General features: G+C 71.9%; 22 protein-coding genes and 1 riboswitch. Of the genes, 13 read left to right on the top strand and 9 right to left on the bottom strand.

Annotated features, from left to right (window positions below):
• Positions 1-7: 7 nt before the first annotated feature.
• Both IF17_RS0118945 and IF17_RS0118940 read right to left on the bottom strand, forming a co-directional pair.
• Positions 8-310 (bottom strand): urease subunit gamma, encoded by a 303-nt coding sequence (locus tag IF17_RS0118945; protein ID WP_018516067.1) that lies wholly within the window; start codon positions 308-310, stop codon positions 8-10.
• A 139-nt stretch (positions 311-449) separates the two neighbouring features.
• Positions 450-1,070 carry a TetR/AcrR family transcriptional regulator gene (locus IF17_RS0118940; RefSeq protein ID WP_030567465.1) on the bottom strand — a complete coding sequence of 207 codons (621 nt, stop codon included), beginning with the start codon at positions 1,068-1,070 and terminating at the stop codon, positions 450-452.
• 117 nt (positions 1,071-1,187) lie between these two features.
• Between IF17_RS0118940 and IF17_RS0118935 the strand changes: the two genes are divergently transcribed.
• Positions 1,188-2,165, top strand: a complete 978-nt coding sequence (locus tag IF17_RS0118935; protein ID WP_030567463.1) for a membrane protein — start codon at positions 1,188-1,190, stop codon at positions 2,163-2,165.
• Here IF17_RS0118935 and IF17_RS0118930 read toward each other — a convergent pair.
• A complete protein-coding gene (locus tag IF17_RS0118930; RefSeq protein WP_030567461.1) occupies positions 2,144-2,440 on the bottom strand; it encodes a type II toxin-antitoxin system Phd/YefM family antitoxin in 297 nt (98 codons plus the stop codon). The genes IF17_RS0118935 and IF17_RS0118930 overlap by 22 nt on opposite strands.
• Positions 2,441-2,632: 192 nt before the next feature.
• Here IF17_RS0118930 and IF17_RS01000000136550 point away from each other — a divergent pair, with 192 nt between their 5' ends.
• The 4 genes from IF17_RS01000000136550 to IF17_RS0118910 all read left to right on the top strand — a co-directional run bounded on the left by IF17_RS01000000136550 (position 2,633) and on the right by IF17_RS0118910 (position 5,264).
• On the top strand, positions 2,633-3,154 hold the full coding sequence (locus tag IF17_RS01000000136550; protein ID WP_030567459.1) for an excalibur calcium-binding domain-containing protein: 522 nt from the start codon (positions 2,633-2,635) through the stop codon (positions 3,152-3,154).
• 147 nt (positions 3,155-3,301) lie between these two features.
• The gene (locus IF17_RS0118920; protein WP_030567457.1) at positions 3,302-3,937 is read left to right on the top strand and encodes an ATP-dependent Clp protease proteolytic subunit; all 636 of its coding nucleotides are present in this window, start codon (positions 3,302-3,304) and stop codon (positions 3,935-3,937) included.
• A 7-nt stretch (positions 3,938-3,944) separates the two neighbouring features.
• Positions 3,945-4,250, top strand: coding sequence for a hypothetical protein (locus tag IF17_RS0118915; RefSeq protein ID WP_030567455.1), 306 nt, complete (start codon positions 3,945-3,947; stop codon positions 4,248-4,250).
• A 374-nt stretch (positions 4,251-4,624) separates the two neighbouring features.
• A riboswitch (cyclic di-AMP (ydaO/yuaA leader) is annotated at positions 4,625-4,790 on the top strand.
• Positions 4,791-4,793: 3 nt separating this feature from the next.
• Positions 4,794-5,264, top strand: coding sequence for a C40 family peptidase (locus IF17_RS0118910; protein ID WP_030567453.1), 471 nt, complete (start codon positions 4,794-4,796; stop codon positions 5,262-5,264).
• Positions 5,265-5,345: 81 nt separating this feature from the next.
• Here the strand turns inward: IF17_RS0118910 and IF17_RS0118905 are convergent, their stop codons facing one another.
• Entirely contained in the window at positions 5,346-6,026 is a 681-nt protein-coding gene (locus IF17_RS0118905; protein ID WP_030567451.1) for a LysE family translocator, read from the bottom strand.
• A 72-nt stretch (positions 6,027-6,098) separates the two neighbouring features.
• On the opposite strand from IF17_RS0118905, the gene IF17_RS0118900 reads away from it, so the two are divergent.
• Positions 6,099-7,013: a LysR family transcriptional regulator gene (locus IF17_RS0118900; RefSeq protein ID WP_030567449.1), complete on the top strand. Its 915-nt coding sequence runs from the start codon at positions 6,099-6,101 to the stop codon at positions 7,011-7,013.
• Positions 7,014-7,046: 33 nt separating this feature from the next.
• On the opposite strand, the gene IF17_RS0118895 is transcribed toward IF17_RS0118900, so the two are convergent.
• Positions 7,047-7,943 carry a M48 family metalloprotease gene (locus tag IF17_RS0118895; RefSeq protein WP_051884063.1) on the bottom strand — a complete coding sequence of 299 codons (897 nt, stop codon included), beginning with the start codon at positions 7,941-7,943 and terminating at the stop codon, positions 7,047-7,049.
• Between the two features lie 226 nt (positions 7,944-8,169).
• The gene (locus IF17_RS0118890) at positions 8,170-8,601 is read right to left on the bottom strand and encodes an ATP-binding protein (protein WP_030567445.1); all 432 of its coding nucleotides are present in this window, start codon (positions 8,599-8,601) and stop codon (positions 8,170-8,172) included.
• Between the two features lie 260 nt (positions 8,602-8,861).
• On the opposite strand from IF17_RS0118890, the gene IF17_RS0118885 reads away from it, so the two are divergent.
• Both IF17_RS0118885 and IF17_RS0118880 read left to right on the top strand, forming a co-directional pair.
• A complete protein-coding gene (locus IF17_RS0118885; RefSeq protein WP_030567443.1) occupies positions 8,862-9,722 on the top strand; it encodes a helix-turn-helix domain-containing protein in 861 nt (286 codons plus the stop codon).
• A gap of 53 nt (positions 9,723-9,775) precedes the next feature.
• The gene (locus IF17_RS0118880) at positions 9,776-10,021 is read left to right on the top strand and encodes a DUF397 domain-containing protein (protein WP_030567441.1); all 246 of its coding nucleotides are present in this window, start codon (positions 9,776-9,778) and stop codon (positions 10,019-10,021) included.
• On the opposite strand, the gene IF17_RS0118875 is transcribed toward IF17_RS0118880, so the two are convergent.
• Positions 10,014-11,210, bottom strand: a complete 1,197-nt coding sequence (locus IF17_RS0118875) for an 8-amino-7-oxononanoate synthase (protein WP_030567439.1) — start codon at positions 11,208-11,210, stop codon at positions 10,014-10,016. The genes IF17_RS0118880 and IF17_RS0118875 overlap by 8 nt on opposite strands.
• A 144-nt stretch (positions 11,211-11,354) precedes the next feature.
• Between IF17_RS0118875 and bioB the strand changes: the two genes are divergently transcribed.
• The 4 genes from bioB to IF17_RS0118855 all read left to right on the top strand — a co-directional run bounded on the left by bioB (position 11,355) and on the right by IF17_RS0118855 (position 15,524).
• The gene (gene bioB, locus IF17_RS0118870; RefSeq protein WP_030567437.1) at positions 11,355-12,641 is read left to right on the top strand and encodes a biotin synthase BioB; all 1,287 of its coding nucleotides are present in this window, start codon (positions 11,355-11,357) and stop codon (positions 12,639-12,641) included.
• Positions 12,634-13,977, top strand: a complete 1,344-nt coding sequence (locus IF17_RS0118865; protein WP_030567435.1) for an adenosylmethionine--8-amino-7-oxononanoate transaminase — start codon at positions 12,634-12,636, stop codon at positions 13,975-13,977. The genes bioB and IF17_RS0118865 overlap by 8 nt, the downstream gene beginning before the upstream one ends.
• A gap of 1 nt (position 13,978) precedes the next feature.
• Positions 13,979-14,674 carry a dethiobiotin synthase gene (bioD, locus tag IF17_RS0118860; RefSeq protein WP_030567433.1) on the top strand — a complete coding sequence of 232 codons (696 nt, stop codon included), beginning with the start codon at positions 13,979-13,981 and terminating at the stop codon, positions 14,672-14,674.
• A 163-nt stretch (positions 14,675-14,837) separates the two neighbouring features.
• Positions 14,838-15,524 carry a class I SAM-dependent methyltransferase gene (locus IF17_RS0118855; RefSeq protein WP_030567431.1) on the top strand — a complete coding sequence of 229 codons (687 nt, stop codon included), beginning with the start codon at positions 14,838-14,840 and terminating at the stop codon, positions 15,522-15,524.
• A 7-nt stretch (positions 15,525-15,531) separates the two neighbouring features.
• Here the strand turns inward: IF17_RS0118855 and IF17_RS0118850 are convergent, their stop codons facing one another.
• Both IF17_RS0118850 and IF17_RS0118845 read right to left on the bottom strand, forming a co-directional pair.
• Positions 15,532-15,903 carry a hypothetical protein gene (locus IF17_RS0118850; RefSeq protein ID WP_030567429.1) on the bottom strand — a complete coding sequence of 124 codons (372 nt, stop codon included), beginning with the start codon at positions 15,901-15,903 and terminating at the stop codon, positions 15,532-15,534.
• The gene (locus IF17_RS0118845; protein ID WP_051884062.1) at positions 15,900-16,187 is read right to left on the bottom strand and encodes a hypothetical protein; all 288 of its coding nucleotides are present in this window, start codon (positions 16,185-16,187) and stop codon (positions 15,900-15,902) included. The genes IF17_RS0118850 and IF17_RS0118845 overlap by 4 nt, the downstream gene beginning before the upstream one ends.
• Positions 16,188-16,282: 95 nt before the next feature.
• Between IF17_RS0118845 and IF17_RS0118840 the strand changes: the two genes are divergently transcribed.
• Positions 16,283-16,717 (top strand): GNAT family N-acetyltransferase, encoded by a 435-nt coding sequence (locus tag IF17_RS0118840; protein WP_030567425.1) that lies wholly within the window; start codon positions 16,283-16,285, stop codon positions 16,715-16,717.
• Positions 16,718-16,782: the final 65 nt, after the last annotated feature.

Below are 16,782 nucleotides of genomic sequence, written 5' to 3'. Positions count from 1 at the left end.
GGCCCCGTCAGACGATCGGGTCGTGGACGGTGACGAGCTTGGTGCCGTCCGGGAAGGTGGCCTCGACCTGGACGTCGTGGAGCATCTCGGGGATGCCCTCCATGACCTCGTCCCGGGTGAGCAGCTTGCGGCCGGACGCCATGAGTTCGGCGACCGTACGGCCGTCCCGGGCGCCTTCCAGGAGGTGGGCGGTGATCAGGGCGACGGACTCGGGGTGATTGAGCTTCAGCCCGCGTGCCCGGCGCTTCTCGGCCACGTCGGCGGCCACATGGATGAGCAGGCGTTCCTGCTCGTGCGGGGTCAGTTGCACGCTTCCACCTCATCGTCTACCGCCCGGTACCGGCCTCCGGGCGCAGCGGGACCCTATCCCCGTTCAACATTTCGTTGAACGACGAACCCGGCTCTCGCGACCAGGTATTGCACGTTAGGGCGGAAGTTTTTCCGTTGCGTTAACTGGCCTTTTGCGGACCCATGGACATCAGCCCGCGCAAGCCGTTCTCCAGCACCTCGGGAGTGACGTCCCCGAAGAGGGCCTCCTGCACGATGAAGCCCTGGGCGGTGGCGATCATCGTCCGCGCCACATGGTCGGCCGCCACGTCGCCGCCCAGGAGTCCGGCGTCCCGGTAGGCCTCGACCAGTCTGGTCCATGCGGCGCGCATCGTGGCGTAACCCTCGTCCAGCTGTGCGGCGAGTCGCCCGTCGCGCAGCGTCTCGGACCAGAGCTGTACGGCGAGGGCGGCGAAGGTCCGGCGCTCCAGCCCATGCACCTCCCCGGCCAGCACCCGGCCGAGCACCCGGCTCAGCAGCACGTCGGGGGTGGGCGGCGGCGACATGCGGCTGGCCTCCTCGAAGGCGCCGCGGATGGTGGCGAAGGTCTCCTCGGTGATGGCCGCGATGATGTCCTCCTTACCGGGGAAGTAGCGGTAGACCGCGCCGGCGGAGAGGCCCACCTCCTTGAGGACGTCCTGCATGGACGTGCCGTGGAATCCGTTGCGGGCGAAGCAGCGCGCCGCCCCGTCGAGGATCTGACGGCGCCGGGCGTCGAGGTGTTCCTGGGATACACGAGCCATGGGCTCAACTTAAAACGAACGTTCATTCTTGACAAGCGGGCTCACCGTACCGACAGTGGGACGGTACGTAAAACGAACGATCCTTCTCTTTGATCGTGACCCGGAACGAGGCTCCCCATGTCCACTGCACCCAACCGCCGCGCGGTGGCGGTCGTCCTGCTGATCCCGCTGGTGGTGACGCTCGCCCTCTGGGCCTTCGCCTGGCCCGCCGCCCGGATCGCGCCGCGCGACCTGCCGGTGGGGGTGGCCGGTGCGGCGCCGGCAGCCGATCAGCTGGGGCGGCAGTTCGAGCAGCGCGAGGGCGCTTTCGAGGTGCACCGCTTCGACGACGAGGCGGCGGCGCGGGAGGCGATCGAGGACCGGGTCGTATACGGAGCCGTGGTCGCCGGACCCGAGGGCCCGCACGTGCTCACCGCGACGGCCGCGAGCCCCGTGGTCGCCCAACTGCTGCGTGAGGCGGTGACGGCGGCGGCACCGGAGGGCGCCCGGGTCCAGGTCACCGATGTGGTGGCCGCACCCTCCGGGGACCCGCGCGGCAGCGCACTCGGCGCGAGCGTACTGCCGCTGGCCCTGGCGGGGATGGGCGCCGGAGCGGCCGTCACCATACTGGGGCTGCGTGGCGCGCGGGCGGGGCTGACACTGACCGGGGCGGCGGCACTCGTGGGCCTCGCCGCCGTGGCCGTGGCGCACAGCTGGCTCGGCGTGATCACGGGCGACTGGTGGACCGAGGCGGGCGTGATCGCCCTGACCGTCCTGGCGATCGGCGCGGCGGTGGCGGGACTGGCCTCGCTGCTCGGCCCACGCGGGCTCGGTGTCTCCGCCCTGCTGATGATCCTGCTGGGCAATTCCTTCTCCGGGGTCACCAGCGCCCCCCAGCTGCTCCCCGAACCGGTCGGCGTGCTCGGGCAGTGGCTGCCGCCGGGCGCGGGCGGCTCACTGCTGCGCTCGGTCGCGTTCTTCGACGGCAGCGCGGCGGGCGGCCCTGTCCTCACGCTCGCACTCTGGTCGGCGCTCGGTCTGACGGCGGTGCTGGTCGCGGGACGACGGCGTACGACCGCCGCACCCGCCGGTGATCAGGCGCCCGGGTCGCCCTGACCGCGGTGCTCGGCGGCGATCCCGAACCGCTGACGTCCGCCGGGGGCCGTCGGGGCGGCGGAGCGGATCGAGGAGACCGAGCTGATCACCTGCTCCTCGGCCTCGGTCCCCTCCCCGTCGAGCCCTTCGAGCCGTTCCAGGTCGGCGGCGGAGACCAGCGCGACCAGCGGCTTGCCGTGCCGCGTCACGACGACCCGCTCACCGCCGTAGACGACGCGGTTGATCAGGTCGGCGAGCTCCGCCCGTGCTTGCGTCACCGGAATCTCGTAAGCCATGGCCCCAGCTTAAGGCGCGCGCGCAACCGCCACGGGGCCGCGCGGCAGCCGTGCCGCCCGACTCCAGGACCGAGCCGTGACCATCACTCCCCCGCTCTTTGGTCACAACTCCATCACCAACGGAACATCCTCCTCCTGCGGGCGCGCTCGGCTCACTAGCGTCGTTCCTCCACGAACTTCCTTGGGGGGACGATGAATTGGAACGACCCGCAGCACCCGTCACGGCAAGCGGACTGGGGGCCGGGCGTCACCGTCCCGCCGCCGAACCCTTCCAACGGGCCGCGCTGGGCCCGTAAGCGCGTCATCCTTCCCGCCGCCGGCGTGCTGTTCCTGCTCGGCATCGGGATCGGCGCCACCGGTGAGGAGCCGGAGACGGTACGGACGGCGGCGGTGAAGGCGGAGCCGGGGCCGACGGTGACCGTCACCGTGACGGAGACGGCGAAGGTCACGGTGACGGCCAGTCCGGAGCCGGCGCCGACGGTGACGAAGATCAAGAAGGTACGGGTGACCGTCACCGCTCCCCCGCCCGAGCCTGCCGCCGAGGCGCCCGACCCGGTCTACGACGAGGACGAGAACGACGACTCGGGCGGCGGCTCCACGTATTACCGAAACTGCACCGCCGTCCGGGCCGCCGGCGCCGATCCCATCAGAGCGGGCGAACCGGGGTACGGACGGCACCTCGACCGCGACGGTGACGGAGTCGGCTGCGAATAGGCGCCCACCGCCCCTCTTCTGGATCTCGCGAACGCGTCAGCCCTCCCCCTCTTTTGTACGTCCTGTACATTTTTGACAGGGCGTGAGCGCGGAGCGGACCTGCGCTGCCCCTGCGTTCCGTCACGCACCCAGGAGAGGGGCTCCGCCATGATCCGACCCGACGCCCGTTACGTACTGCCCGAGTTCACCGAGCGCACCGCGACCGGGACCCGGACCCAGGACCCGTACTCCAAGCTCCTGTCCAAGCAGATCGTCTTCCTCGGGAGTCCGATCGACGACACCGCCGCGAGCGATCTGATCGCGCAGTTCATGTACCTGGAGCACGCCGAGCCGGACCGGCCGCTGTCGCTCTACATCAACTGCCCCGGCGGCGCGTTCGGGGCGATGGCCGCGGTCTACGACACGATGCGGTTTCTGACGTGCGAGGTGGAGACCTTCTGTTTGGGGCAGGCCGGCTCCTACGCGGCCGTTCTTCTGGCGGCCGGGGCTCCGGGGCGGCGACATGCCCTGCCCGGCGCGCGGGTAGTCATTCAGCAACCCGCGCTGGCCGAGCCGTTGCAGGGCCAGCCGTCCGACCTGGAGATCCACGCGCGCGAACTGGTGCGCACCCGCGAGCTGTTCACGGACATGCTGGTCCGGCACACGGGCCGGACCGCCGAGCGGGTCACCGCCGACATCGAGCGCAACACCATCCTCGACGCGGAGGCCGCTCGCGCCTACGGGCTGGTGGACCACGTCGTGGAGAACCGCACGCTCTCCCAGCCGCCGCACGACGTGAGGTGAACCGCCCATGGAACCCACGGAGTTCCCGCCCCTGCCCGCACTGACCCGCGCCGAGGGTGAGCTGATCGACTGCTACCTGGCGGTCCTCGACCAGGTGGGCCGTATCAACCCGGCTCGCGGCAGCGACACCTACAGCGCGCTGAGAGCCGCGCAGGCCCTGGTCTCCCGGGCCGCGGCCCTGCGCGATGCCCTCTCCCTGATGCACGAGCGCGGCGAGCGGCAGATCCACGCGGCGACGCTCGCGCGGGCCCTGCGCGTGCTGGACGGCGAGCGGCGGGCGGGCAGGGTCGCCGTGCCGCCGACCCCGAACTGAGCCGCTCCGCGCGCCGGGAGCGCATCACGGGAGCGGGACGGTCGCCCCGCGCGCGACACGCCCGGTGACGCGATCAATTTTCCTCGCTCGTTCGGCGTAGGCGATCACCCGCGCGAGCGACGTCCCAACTTGCGCTCGACGCGGGAGCCGTACACGAAATGCGGCCTTTCGTCGCTGGTACGGGGGCGTGCGCCAGGCTCATCAACGGGCGCGAATCCGCCCCGTCCACCCGAACGGTTCAGTGGTGAGGAGACTCACAAATGACTGTTTCAGCTCGGAAATCCGGCACTTCGTGAGTCAAGATCCCTGGGACGACAAGCCCCCGCCACCGCGGCGGGGCGGTCCGGGTGGACGCCGAGTCCTGCCGCTTCCCGGATGACTGGTCGACAAGGAGTGGATCGGCAGGAGTGGAGGACCCGAGCACAACGGGCCGACCGGGAGACCGGGAAGCCCTCGGGGTGAAGCCGCGTCAAGCGGCCGGGCAACTTCGCCAGCCCGAACCCGACAGGTCATCCTTCACAGGCGGCTGACGAAGGGTTGCGCATGTCTGCGCAGGTTCATGTCCCGTCTCTGTTCGCCCGGGTCGGTACGGCTTCCGTACTCACCCTGGCCGTGACGTCCTCGATGCTGGCGCCAGGTCTGGTCGCCGATGCCGAGGCCGCCACCCATTCGACGAAGGCACTCAAGATCGCCGCGTCGAAGAAGGGGGCTCCTTACAAGTACGGGGCCGCGGGTCCCAGCCGGTTCGACTGCTCGGGGCTGACTCTCTACTCGTTCAAGAAGGCCGGGAAGAAACTTCCCCGCACAGCGCAGCAGCAGTACAACAAGACCAGCCGGATCTCCTCGTCGAAGCGGAAACCCGGCGACCTGGTCTTCTTCCATTCCGGCCGCAGCGTCTACCACGTGGGCATCTACGCCGGGGGCGGCAAGATCTGGCACTCCCCCAAATCCGGGGATGTGGTGCGCAAGGCGAAAATCTGGTCCAAGAGCGTCTGGTACGGACGGGTCCGCTGACCCACCTGCCGGACGCTCTTCCCTTGCGGGCGGCAGGAGCGCACCTCTCGGTGCCGCCCGCAAGGCCCCCGGCGCCCCTGCTCAGCGCAGGAGGGGCCCGGTCACCAGCGCCAGTCCCAGTCCGGTGAGCGCCACGCCGCTGCCGCCCTCGATCGCCCGGGCGGTACGCGGTCGGCGCAGCCACCGCCCCAGCCGGTCCACGAGCAGGGCGAGGGCCGAGAACCAGACGAGGGCGAGGGCGACCACGAGGGCGGCGAGCAGAAGGGTCCTGGGCAGCGGCGGCTGCCCGTCCGGGACGAACTGCGGCAGCAGGCTGAGGAAGAGGACCGGCGCCTTCGGGTTGAGCGCGTTGGTCAGGAACCCCTGGCGCAGCGCGCGCCCGAGCCCCTCCGGCCCCCTCGCCCCCTCCGCCCCCTCCGGCCCCTTCGCCCCCTCCGGCCCCGGTGCCCGGTCCGGCGCACGGCCCTCCTCGGAGACCCGGCGCCGGATCGCGTACAGGGCGCTGATCCCGAGGTAGAGCACGTACGCGCCGCCGAGCAGTTGGACCGTGCGGAAGAGGACGGGCATCGTCACCAGCACCGCGGCGAGCCCCGCAACGGCGAGCGCGGTGTGGACGAGCAGTCCCCCGGCGACGCCGAGAGCGGTGGCCAGACCGGCGGTGCGTGAGGCCAGGGCGTTGCGTACGACGACGGTGAAGTCGGCGCCCGGCAGCGCGACCATGCCGGCGGCGACCCCGGTGAAGGCGATCAGTTGTGCGTCCATGGGTCAAGACTGGACCGGCGGAGCCTTTAGCGTGTACTTGCAATCTTCTGGGTCTGCCTAAAGGAACGCTTCATGTACGACCCGACGCGGCTCGCCGCACTGGTGGCGGTCGCCGAGACCGGATCGATCACGCGGGCCGCCGCCCACCTGGGCTACACCGCGCCCGCGCTCTCCCAGCAGCTGGCCAAGCTGGAGCGGGAGGCCGGGGCGACGCTGCTGGTGCGCCACCATCGCGGGGCGAGGCTGACGGCCGCCGGTGAGCTGCTGGCGGGGCGGGCCCGGCGGGTCCTGGACGAGCTGGACCAGGCGCGGCACGAGCTGGCGCAGCTGGCCGGGCTGTCGGGCGGCAGGCTGCGGGTGGGAACGTTCACGACGGCCGGGGTCCATCTGCTGCCGCCCGTCCTGAGCGCGTTCCGGCGGGCCCATCCGGACGTCGAGCTGGCCGTCACCGAGTACGAGCCGCCGGGTGGGATCGCGGCGGTCACCGCGGGCGAGGTGGACCTGGCGCTGACCCACACCTACGAACCGGCGGTGGCCGATCCGCCGCCGCCGGGCGTCACCGTGGAGCCCCTGCTGGTGGAGGAGCTGGTGCTGGCGACCGCGGTCGGGCACCGGCTCTCCGAAGGGTCCGGCCGGCTGCCGGTCGCCGAGCTGGCGGGCCGGCCGCTGATCAGCAGCGCTCCGGCGCATCCGCCCCGGCGCGGGGTGGAGAGCGCGCTGGCGGCGGCGGGCGCCACCCCGGCGGTGGTGTGCGAGTCGCCCGGTTATGCGCTGGTGTGCGCGCTGGTCAGCGCGGGGCTCGGGGTGGCGGTGGTGCCGGAGATGGTCGCGTCGCTGTCGTCCACGGCACTGGCGGTCCGGCGGCTGGAGCCCGCGGAGTTCCGCCGGACGATCTCCGTGGTGCACCGCGGCGACCGGGCGACCGCCGCGGCGGCGACGCTGCTCGCCCTGCTGCGGAGCGGGTTCGGACGGGCGGCGGTGCTCTGAGCGGCCGCCTCCCAGCTCCGGATCCGGCCGGACTCAGGACCGACCGGCCAGAGGTACGCCGTCCCGCCGCGTCAGTCGCTCCACCGCCTGCTTGGGCAGGCGGAGTTCGTCCTCGACGCGGGCTCGCCCGGGCTCGTCGAGGGTGATCGTCGCGGGGCGTTGCGGGGCGTGGGCCAGTCGTGCCAGGCGCAGGGTGTCGGAAATGTGAGAGGTGGAGGCTGGAGCGCCTCCCGGGGACTCGGGTGCGGAAGGCTCGGGTTCTGAGGACTCGGCCAGGTCTTCCTGTTCCCGCAGACGGGCCGCGTGCTCGGCGACGCTCTTCCAGAAGTCGTCCTGCGCACCCTCGGGGGCCTGAGCCCTCACGAGTGTCTTCTTCTCGATGACCAGGCGATGCATCTCGCGGCCTATCGAGGCTTCCAGACGTCGGTCACACAGTGCGCCGACAGTGGCTTGCGAGGAAGCCGTACGGGCCGCCGCGTCGTCCGCCTCGAACAGCGCACGCCGGGCGGTCGGCCGCGTGAGCCGCAGCAGCAGGCGGGCCGTCCCGGTCATCGCCTTGCGCAGCAGCCATATCAGCCACTCGACCCTCCGCCCCCGCGCGTGGAAGCGCCGGGAACCCTCGTCCACCTCTTCCGCGTACCAGACGAGGGTTTTGACACGTGGTGCCGCGGCAGCACGTCCGCCGCCGGTTCGCATGGTCCATGATCCGGCCGTCAGCGATTCGAGGGCCGAGCCGACCACCGCACCGTTCCGGACGTCGCCGGGAGCGCTTCGCCCCAACGCCTGGGCCACGGCGGCGATGCGCTGCTGCGGAGGGTGGGCGGCCCAGAGCGGAAGGCCCAGGACGAGGCAGCGCTTGCGGCGAAGCCCGTAGTGGTGGACGTCCACAGAGAAGTCCGCGGTGAACTGGACCGCCTCGACCCGTCGCACTCCGACGGCGTCCGCGGCTGCTGTCGCGCACCTGACGGCTAGAGCATTCGGCGGTCGGCTGGGCTGATCGCATTCCACAAGTCCCCCGTGTGAACAGTTGATACCGCTCGGATACGCTTCGATCCGAGCAGCACCGTCGGACGAAGGCAGGCCCTCCGGCCATGTCCTGCGCATTTGCGTGGACCACGACGAGTTATTGGCCGGTTCGGAGCCTTGCGCCGTCCCGTCAGCCCTGGACCGGCACCGCCCAGGGCAGCGCGATCCAGACCGTCTTGCCGCCCTCGGCCGTCGGGACGACCGTGAGCCGTCCCCCGTACTCCTTGGCCAGCGCCCGGATGATCACCATGCCGCGACCGTTGTCCTGCCGTACGGCGGCGGGCAGCCGCTGGGGCCACCGGGGGTGACTGTCCGTCACCCCGAGGCGCAGTTCCTCGTCGCGTTCGAGGCGCAGATCGACCGTGAAGGTGGGCGACTGGCCGAAGGTGTGCTGGACGGAGTTGGTGGCCAGTTCGGAGATGATCAGCCGGATGGTGTCGGCCAGCTCCGTGTCCTCGGAGAGGCCCCATTCGGCCAAGGTCCTGGCCACGAATCTGCGGGCCGAGGAGACCGAGACCGGATCGCTCGGCAGGGTGACGGTTGCTTCCTGATGGTCTGCCATGGCGACGCCGTCCCTTTCGCGCCCCGGCCGACCCGCGGTCGGCCGGGATTGTGCTTCGCGCCAGACTGCCACTGTTGAAGCTCGCTGTAACGACGTTCGACCAAGATATGCATATATCTGTCGCTCGAAGCGGTGAATTCGGGTCCCGCACCACCCGGTCGAAGGGCACACTGACCCCTCTGCGGGCCCGAATCTTGCGGTGCGTGTCGGACCCGTCCCGTTCCGTTCCGTTCCGTACCGCACAGCGCGAGGAGACCTGAATGCAGCACGGCCCCGTCGTCCGACGACGGAAGCTCGGCGAGGAGTTACGGAACCTGCGGCACGGCTCCGGACTGACCAGCCGGGACGCGGCGCACCTGCTCGGCTGGCACCAGTCGAAGGTGAGCCGTATCGAGACCGGCGCCAGCGGGGTCACCCCCGACGACGTGACGCGTCTGCTCGATCTGTACGCGGTGCGCGACGCGCAGTTGCGCGCCCTGCTCGAAGTGCTGGCGGGTTCGGCGGGCGGCGGAGGCGCGGGGTGGTGGCACGCGTACCGCGGGCTGATCCCGCCCCAGTACCGCGACTTCATCAGCCTGGAGTCCCAGGCCGATACGGTGCGGACCCTGGAGACCTCGGTGGTGCCGGGCCTCCTCCAGACGGCCGGCTACGCGCGGGCGGTGACCCGCGCCTCGCTCGACGGCTTGCCCGCGAACCATCTCGACTCGCTGGTCGAGGTGCGGCTGACCCGTCAGCGGGTGCTGCGCGCGACGCCGCCGCTGCAGTTCACCGCCGTGCTGGACGAGGCGGTGCTGCACCGGAAGGTGGGCGGGACCGAGGTGATGCGGGACCAGCTCGACCACCTGACACAGGTGGCTCAACTCCCCCACGTACAGCTTCAGTTGCTGCCGTTCTCGGTCGGCGGGTACGTCGGACTCACTTCTCCTTTCGTCATCTTCTCCTTTCCGCACATTTCTGATCTGGACGTGGTCGTTCTCGACCACTTGACGAGTAGCCTCTATCTGGAGCGGAGAGAAGACCTTGAGGCGTACGGCTCGGCCTTCCGCACTCTGCAGGCACACGCACTGACGCCGGACGGATCGCTGGACCTCATCGACGCGATCCGCTGCGGCTTGCGCTAGCACGATGATCCGCTGAACCGACAGGACGTCCGACTCTGCCCGAGGGGGGCACCATGTCCGACCGTCTCGTACCGCCCACGTCACCGGCCGCCGCCGAGCCACCGCTCCGCTGGCGCCACAGCAGCCGCTCCACCGGAATGAACAACTGCGTGGAGACCGCGCGGCTCGGCGGCCCGGACTCCGGCGGCGCGCTCCTCGCCGTACGCGACTCCAAGGACGTGGACCGGCCGCCGCTGCGCTTCTCCGCGACGGCCTGGACCACCTTCGTGGCCGGACTGGACAGGCAGCAGGTCAGCTGAGCGGAGTCAGGGCCTCCCGGGGAGCGGCGGCGACGATCGTGGCCACCGCGGCTGCGATCTGCTCCTCGGTGAGGTCCGCCCGCGCGGTCAGCCGCAGCCGGGAGATGCCGTCCGGCACCGACGGCGGCCGGAAGCACCCGGCCGCCACTCCGGCCACCCGGCAGTCCGCCGCCCACTGCACCGCCGCGTCGGCGGAGGGGGCCCGTACGGAGACGACCGCCGCGTCCGGCCGGACCGCGGTCAGCCCGGCGGCGGTGAGCCGCCCGTACAGCGTGGTGGCGACCTCCCGGGCCCTCTCCGCCCGTTCCGGTTCCCGGCGCAGCAGCCGGAGGGCGCCCAGCGCGCCGCCCGCCGCCGCCGGGGCGAGGCCGGTGTCGAAGATGAACGTCCGGGCCGTGTTGACCAGATGGTCGATGACCCGGGCCAGTCCGAGGACCGCGCCGCCCTGGCTGCCCAGGGACTTGGAGAGGGTGAGGGTGGCGACCACTCCCTCGCCGCCCGCCAGCCCCGCCGCGGCGAGCGCGCCGCGTCCGCCGTCGCCGAGCACGCCGAGGCCGTGGGCGTCGTCCACGACGAGCGCGGCGTTCGCGGCGCGGCAGACCTGGGCCAGGGCGGACAGGGGCGCCGCGTCCCCGTCGACCGAGAAGACGGAGTCGGTGACGGCGAGCGCCCGCCCCTCGTGGGCCTGGAGCGCCTTGGCGACCGCGTCCGGATCGGCGTGCGGGACGACGGCGGTCTCCGCGCGGGAGAGCCGGCAGCCGTCCACGATGGAGGCGTGGTTGCCCGCGTCGGAGACGATGAGCGAACCGCGCCCGCTCAGTGCCGTGAGCGCCGCCAGGTTGGCCGCGTAGCCGGAGGAGAGGACGAGGGCCGCCTCGAAGCCGCAGAAGTCGGCGAGTTCCCGTTCGAGTTCGGCGTGGAGCGCGGTGGTGCCGGTGACCAGCCGGGATCCCGTCGCGCCCGCACCCCAGCGGTGGGCGGCGGCAGCGGCGGCGGCGGTGACCTCCGGGTGCCGGGTGAGGCCCAGGTAGTCGTTGCTCGCGAGGTCGAGGAGCTCGGCTTCCGCACTCCTCGGGCGCAGGGACCGGACCAGTCCGGCGGCGGCCCGGCGGCGGGCCTCGTCGTCGATCCAGTCGAACGGGGAGGAGGACGCGGAGGAGGGCCGGGGGGAGGACGGGACGAAGGACATAGGACGGTCCCCTTTGTAGGCAGCTCACAGACCCTAGCGGGGGGCGCAGCAGGTCAGGGTGTGGCAATACACACACCCTCACCCACGTCTCCTGTCCGGTTCCTCCTTGGCTGGAGGCGGTGCCGTAAGCCAGGATCATCTTTCATGGACCTGCTGAACACGCTGGTGGACAAGGGGCTGCGGCGCGAACTGCCGACCCGCGAAGAAGCGCTCGCCGTGCTGGCGACCTCCGACGACGACCTGCTCGACGTGGTGGCCGCGGCCGGTAAGGTACGCCGCCAGTGGTTCGGGCGGCGCGTCAAACTCAACTACCTGGTCAACCTGAAGTCCGGGCTCTGCCCCGAGGACTGCTCGTACTGCTCGCAGCGGCTCGGTTCCAAGGCAGGGATCCTCAAGTACACCTGGCTGAAGCCGGACGAGGCGTCCAAGGCGGCCGCCGCCGGGGTCGCGGGCGGGGCCAAGCGGGTCTGCCTGGTGGCGAGCGGGCGCGGGCCGACCGACCGGGACGTCGACCGGGTCACCAAGACCATCGAGGCGATCAAGGAACAAAACGAGGGCGTCGAGGTCTGCGCCTGTCTCGGTCTGCTCTCCGACGGACAGGCCGACCGGCTGCGTTCGGCGGGCGCCGACGCGTACAACCACAACCTCAACACGTCCGAGGAGACGTACGGGGCGATCACCACCACCCACACGTACGCGGACCGGGTGGAGACCGTGCAGCAGGCCCAGGCGGCCGGGCTTTCGGCGTGCTCCGGGCTGATCGCCGGGATGGGCGAGAGCGACAAGGACCTGGTCGACGTCGTCTTCGCACTGCGGGACCTGGACCCGGACTCGGTGCCGGTCAACTTTCTGATCCCGTTCGAGGGCACACCGCTCGCCAAGGAGTGGAACCTCACCCCGCAGCGCTGCCTGCGCATCCTCGCCATGGTCCGCTTCGTCTGCCCGGACGTGGAGGTCCGGCTCGCGGGCGGGCGCGAGGTGCATCTGCGGTCGATGCAGCCGCTGGCGCTGCACCTGGTGAACTCGATCTTCCTCGGTGACTACCTGACCAGCGAGGGCCAGGCGGGCCAGGCCGACCTGGACATGATCGCGGACGCCGGTTTCGAGGTGGAGGGCCAGGGCACGACGACGCTTCCGCGCCACCGGGCCGACGCGCTGAGCGGGGGCGGTTGCGGTTCGCAGGGCGCCGCGGAGGCGTCCGGTGCCACCGGCTGCGGTTCGCACGGCGGCGGCGGGGGCTGTGGTTCGCACGAAGCGTCCGGCGGAGGCTGCGGGCCGTGCGGCGGCCACGGCGAGCCGGAGCCCGCGACGGTTGCCGACGCCGGGGCCGGTGTCCCGGCACGGGAAAGCGTCCCGGCCGGGGCGGCGCGTACGGATCTGGTCGCGGTCCGCCGTCGTGGCGCGGGGACGGATCTCGCGCCCAATGCCTGAGCCGTACGACCCCGAACTCGGCGGGCCCGCCGAGCCGAAACCGTACGACCCCGACGAACTGCGGGCGCTGGACCGTGCGCACGTCTGGCACCCCTACGGTCCGATGCCCGGCCGGCAGGAGCCGCTGATCGTGGAGTCGGCGTCCGGCGTACGGCTCCGGCTCGCCGAACCCGTCGAGGGGCAGCGGGAGTTGGTGGACGGCATGTCGTCCTGGTGGTCGGCGGTGCACGGCTACAACCACCCGGTCCTCAACGAGGCCGCGCGCGGCCAGCTGGACCGGATGAGCCATGTGATGTTCGGCGGGCTCACCCATGAGCCCGCCGTCCGGCTGGCGACCCGGCTGGTCGAGATCACCCCTGAGCCGCTCCAGCACGTCTTCCTGGCCGACTCGGGGTCCGTCTCGGTCGAGGTCGCGGTCAAGATGTGCCTGCAGTTCTGGCGTTCGGCCGGGCGCCCGGAGAAGCGGCGGCTGCTGACCTGGCGCGGCGGCTACCACGGCGACACCTGGCAGCCGATGTCGGTCTGCGACCCGGAAGGCGGGATGCACGAGCTGTGGTCGGGGGCGCTGCCCCGGCAGGTCTTCGCCGACGCCCCGCCGGACGGTTTCGACGCCGAGCCGGACCCCGCCTACGTGGCCCGTCTGCGGGAGCTGATCGCCGCGCACGCCGACGAGGTGGCGGCGGTCATCGTGGAGCCGGTGGTGCAGGGGGCCGGCGGGATGCGGTTCCACTCGCCTGCCTATCTGCGGGTGCTGCGGGAGGCGTGCGACGAGCTGGACGTCCTGCTGGTCTTCGACGAGATCGCGACCGGTTTCGGACGGACGGGGAGGCTGTTCGCCGCCGGGCACGCCGGTGTCTCGCCGGACGTGATGTGCGTGGGCAAGGCGCTGACCGGCGGTTATCTCACGATGGCGGCGACGCTGTGCACCTCGCGGGTGGCCGAGGGGATCTCGAGCGGCGAGGTGCCGGTGCTGGCGCACGGCCCGACGTTCATGGGCAATCCGCTGGCCGCCTCGATCGCCTCGGCCTCGGTGGACCTGCTGCTCGGCCAGGACTGGGAGGGCGAAGTCGCGCGGATCGGCGCGGGGCTGCGCTCCGGTCTGGCGCCCGCGTCGGACCTCCCCGGCGTCCTGGACGTACGCGTCCTGGGGGCGATCGGGGTCGTCCAGCTCGACCACGAGGTGGACATGGCGGCGGCGACCCGGGCGGCCGTGCGCGAAGGCGTGTGGCTGCGGCCGTTCCGCGATCTCGTGTACACGATGCCGCCGTACGTCACCGGGGACGACGACGTGCAACGGATCTGCCGGGCCGTCTGTGCCGCGGCTCGGGAGGGCTGACATGACGATTCTCGTGGTGACCGGTACGGGCACGGAGATCGGCAAGACGGTGGTGACCGCCGCCGTCGCGGCCGCCGCGCGGGGGCGCCGGGTCGCGGTGCTGAAGCCCGCGCAGACCGGGCTCGTGCCCGGGGAGCCGGGGGACGCGGCCGAGGTGGCCCGGCTGGCGGGCGGCCATGTGACGCCCGTCGAACTGGCCCGGTTCCCCGAGCCGTTGGCGCCGGCCACGGCTGCGCGGCGGGCGGGAATGGCTCCGGTGCGGCCGCACGAGGTGGCCGAGGCGGCGGAGAAGCTGGCCACCGAGCACGACCTGGTGCTGGTGGAGGGGGCGGGCGGGCTGCTCGTCCGGTTCGACGACGAGGGCGGCACGCTCGCGGACGCGGCGCGCCTGCTGTCCGCCCCCGTGCTGGTGGTGGCGCCCGCCGGCCTGGGCACGCTCAACGCCACGGCCCTGACGGCCGAGGCGCTGCGGGCGCGGGGGCTGGAGTGCCTGGGCGTCGTGGTGGGCAGCATGCCGGACCGGCCGGATCTGGCCTCCCGGTGCAACATCGAGGACCTGCCGGTGGCGGCCGGCGCCCCGCTGCTGGGAGCCGTGCCGGCCGGGGCGGGGGCGCTGGCGGGCGCCGACTTCGCGGCGGGGGCGACCGGTTGGCTGGCGCCGGAACTCGGGGGGACGTGGACCGTACCTTCGCTGTGAGGCGGAGGGCTGCTTCGGTTCCGTACGGACATGGTCTGCCTCGGTTCCGTACGGACGTGCCCGGCTTCGGTCCCGTACGGACATGCCTGTACCGGTCCGTACGGGGGAGAATCGGTGAGGAGAGCCGTACCGTACGTCCTCCTCTCCCTCCCGGAGGTCCGTCATGCAGCTGCGCAGCAGGAAGCTCCCGCGGGACGCCGTGCACCACCCGGTCTTCGCCCGCTTCTACGCCCGGATGAGCGTGACGGCCGACCTCAAGGGCGGCGTCGCCGCGTACCGCGATGAGCTGCTGGCGGGACTCTCCGGCCGCGTCATCGAGATCGGTGCGGGCAACGGGCTGAACTTCGCCCACTACCCGGGGGCCGTCTCGGAGGTCGTGGCGCTGGAGCCCGAGCGCTCGCTGCGGCAGCTCGCCGTCCGCTCCGGGCTGCGCGCCGAGGTGCCGGTGGACGTGGTGCCGGGGGCGGCCGAGGCCCTTCCGGTCAAGAGCGAGGCCTTCGACGCGGCGGTGGCCTCACTGGTTCTGTGCACCGTACGGGACCTGCCGAAGGCGCTCGCCGAGATCAGGCGGGTCCTGCGCCCGGGCGGTGAACTGCGCTTCTTCGAACACGGACTGGCAGAGGGGAGAGCGTTGGCGGCCGCGCAGCGCACGGCGGACCGGACGCTGTGGCCCCTCCTCTTCGGCGGCTGTCACACCGCGCGGAATCCGCTGGCCGCGATCGAGGCGGCGGGCTTCGAGCTGGGGACGTACCGCAGGCTGCGGATCCCGGAGAAGGGTGTGCAGTTCCCCTCGTCGCCGTGCGTTCTGGGCGTGGCCCGTAAGCCGTTCGCCGAGCCGCCTTCGAACTGAGCGCGCCTCACATGCTCCACTGGCGCAGCTCGTCCGCGATGGCTCGCACGTCCGCCTTGCCCTGCTTGACCAGGAGGGCCAGATCGCGCACCTGCTCGGGCGAGGTGATCACCTTCAGTCCGGAGGCGACCAGATAGCCGTATGCGACGGCCGAGGCGAACATCGCGTTGGAGCGTTCGAGGGCGGGCACGTGCAGCAGCAGTTGCAACAGGGCGGCCGCCCGCGTGTGCGGGTCGCTGTAGACGGCGCTGCCGAAGATCTCCGCCTCGTGGCGGGCGACCGCGGCGACGAGCGCGCCCCAGTCGACGACCTGCGGGTCACCGGGCGTCTTGTGCTCGGCGACCATGAGCAGCCAGGAGAGGTCGATCCGCAGGTTCAACGGGTGCCTTCGCGCTGGGGGTCTTCACGCCGAGGACCTTCGCGTCGCGGACCTTCACGTCGCGGACCTTCGCGTTCCGGGCCGAACTCCTCGGCGAAGACCGACTCGTACTGCTTCATGAAGTCGGCGGCGGCCTCGACGAAGGTGTGTCCCACCTCGCCGGCGTCCTGTTTGACGAGTTCCTCTATGTAGCGGTTCACGCTCATCCCCCTCTGGAGCGCGCGCTGCCGCGCGGCCTCGGCGGTGGCCTCGTCCACTCGAACGTTCAGCTGAGTCTTGGGCACCCTTACAAGCTAGCGCGGGCGCGCTAGCACCGGCAAGAGGAGGGCAGGAGGAGGCCCGGGAAAGCAATCGACTTCCGCGGCCGGCGGGTGGTGGGATGGCCGCCATGGACGATCTTTCGATACGGTCCGCGACCGCGGCCGATCTGGACACGGTGCTGGCCTTCTGGAAGGTGTCGGCGGAGGGCACCAGCATCAGCGACGACGGCGACGGGGTCGCGCGTCTGGTGGAACGGGACCCGGATGCCTTGATCCTCGCGGAGCGGGACGGAACGCTGGTGGGCACGGTGATCGCGGGCTTCGACGGCTGGCGCTGCCATCTCTACCGGCTCGCGGTCCATCCGGAGCAGCGCCGCAGGGGCGTGGGCGGCGCCCTTCTCACGGCGGCGGAGGAGCGCTTCGCTGCTCTCGGCGGGCGCCGCTCCGACGCGATGGTGCTGGACCGCAACGAGTCGGCGCAGCACGCCTGGCGGGCGGCGGGTTATGGGCCGCAGCCGCAGTGGAGCCGCTGGGTGAAGCACCTCACGGAGTGACGCGGTAGGGCGGGGTGCGGCTGGGCAGACGCTCTACGATGAGCCCTTCTTCCGTCCCCCACCTT

The organism is Streptomyces cyaneofuscatus (assembly GCF_000718135.1).
Lineage (GTDB): Bacteria > Actinomycetota > Actinomycetes > Streptomycetales > Streptomycetaceae > Streptomyces > Streptomyces cyaneofuscatus.
The sequence above is the reverse complement of the archived record's forward strand: the minus strand, read 5'-3'. Positions and strand labels throughout refer to the sequence as shown.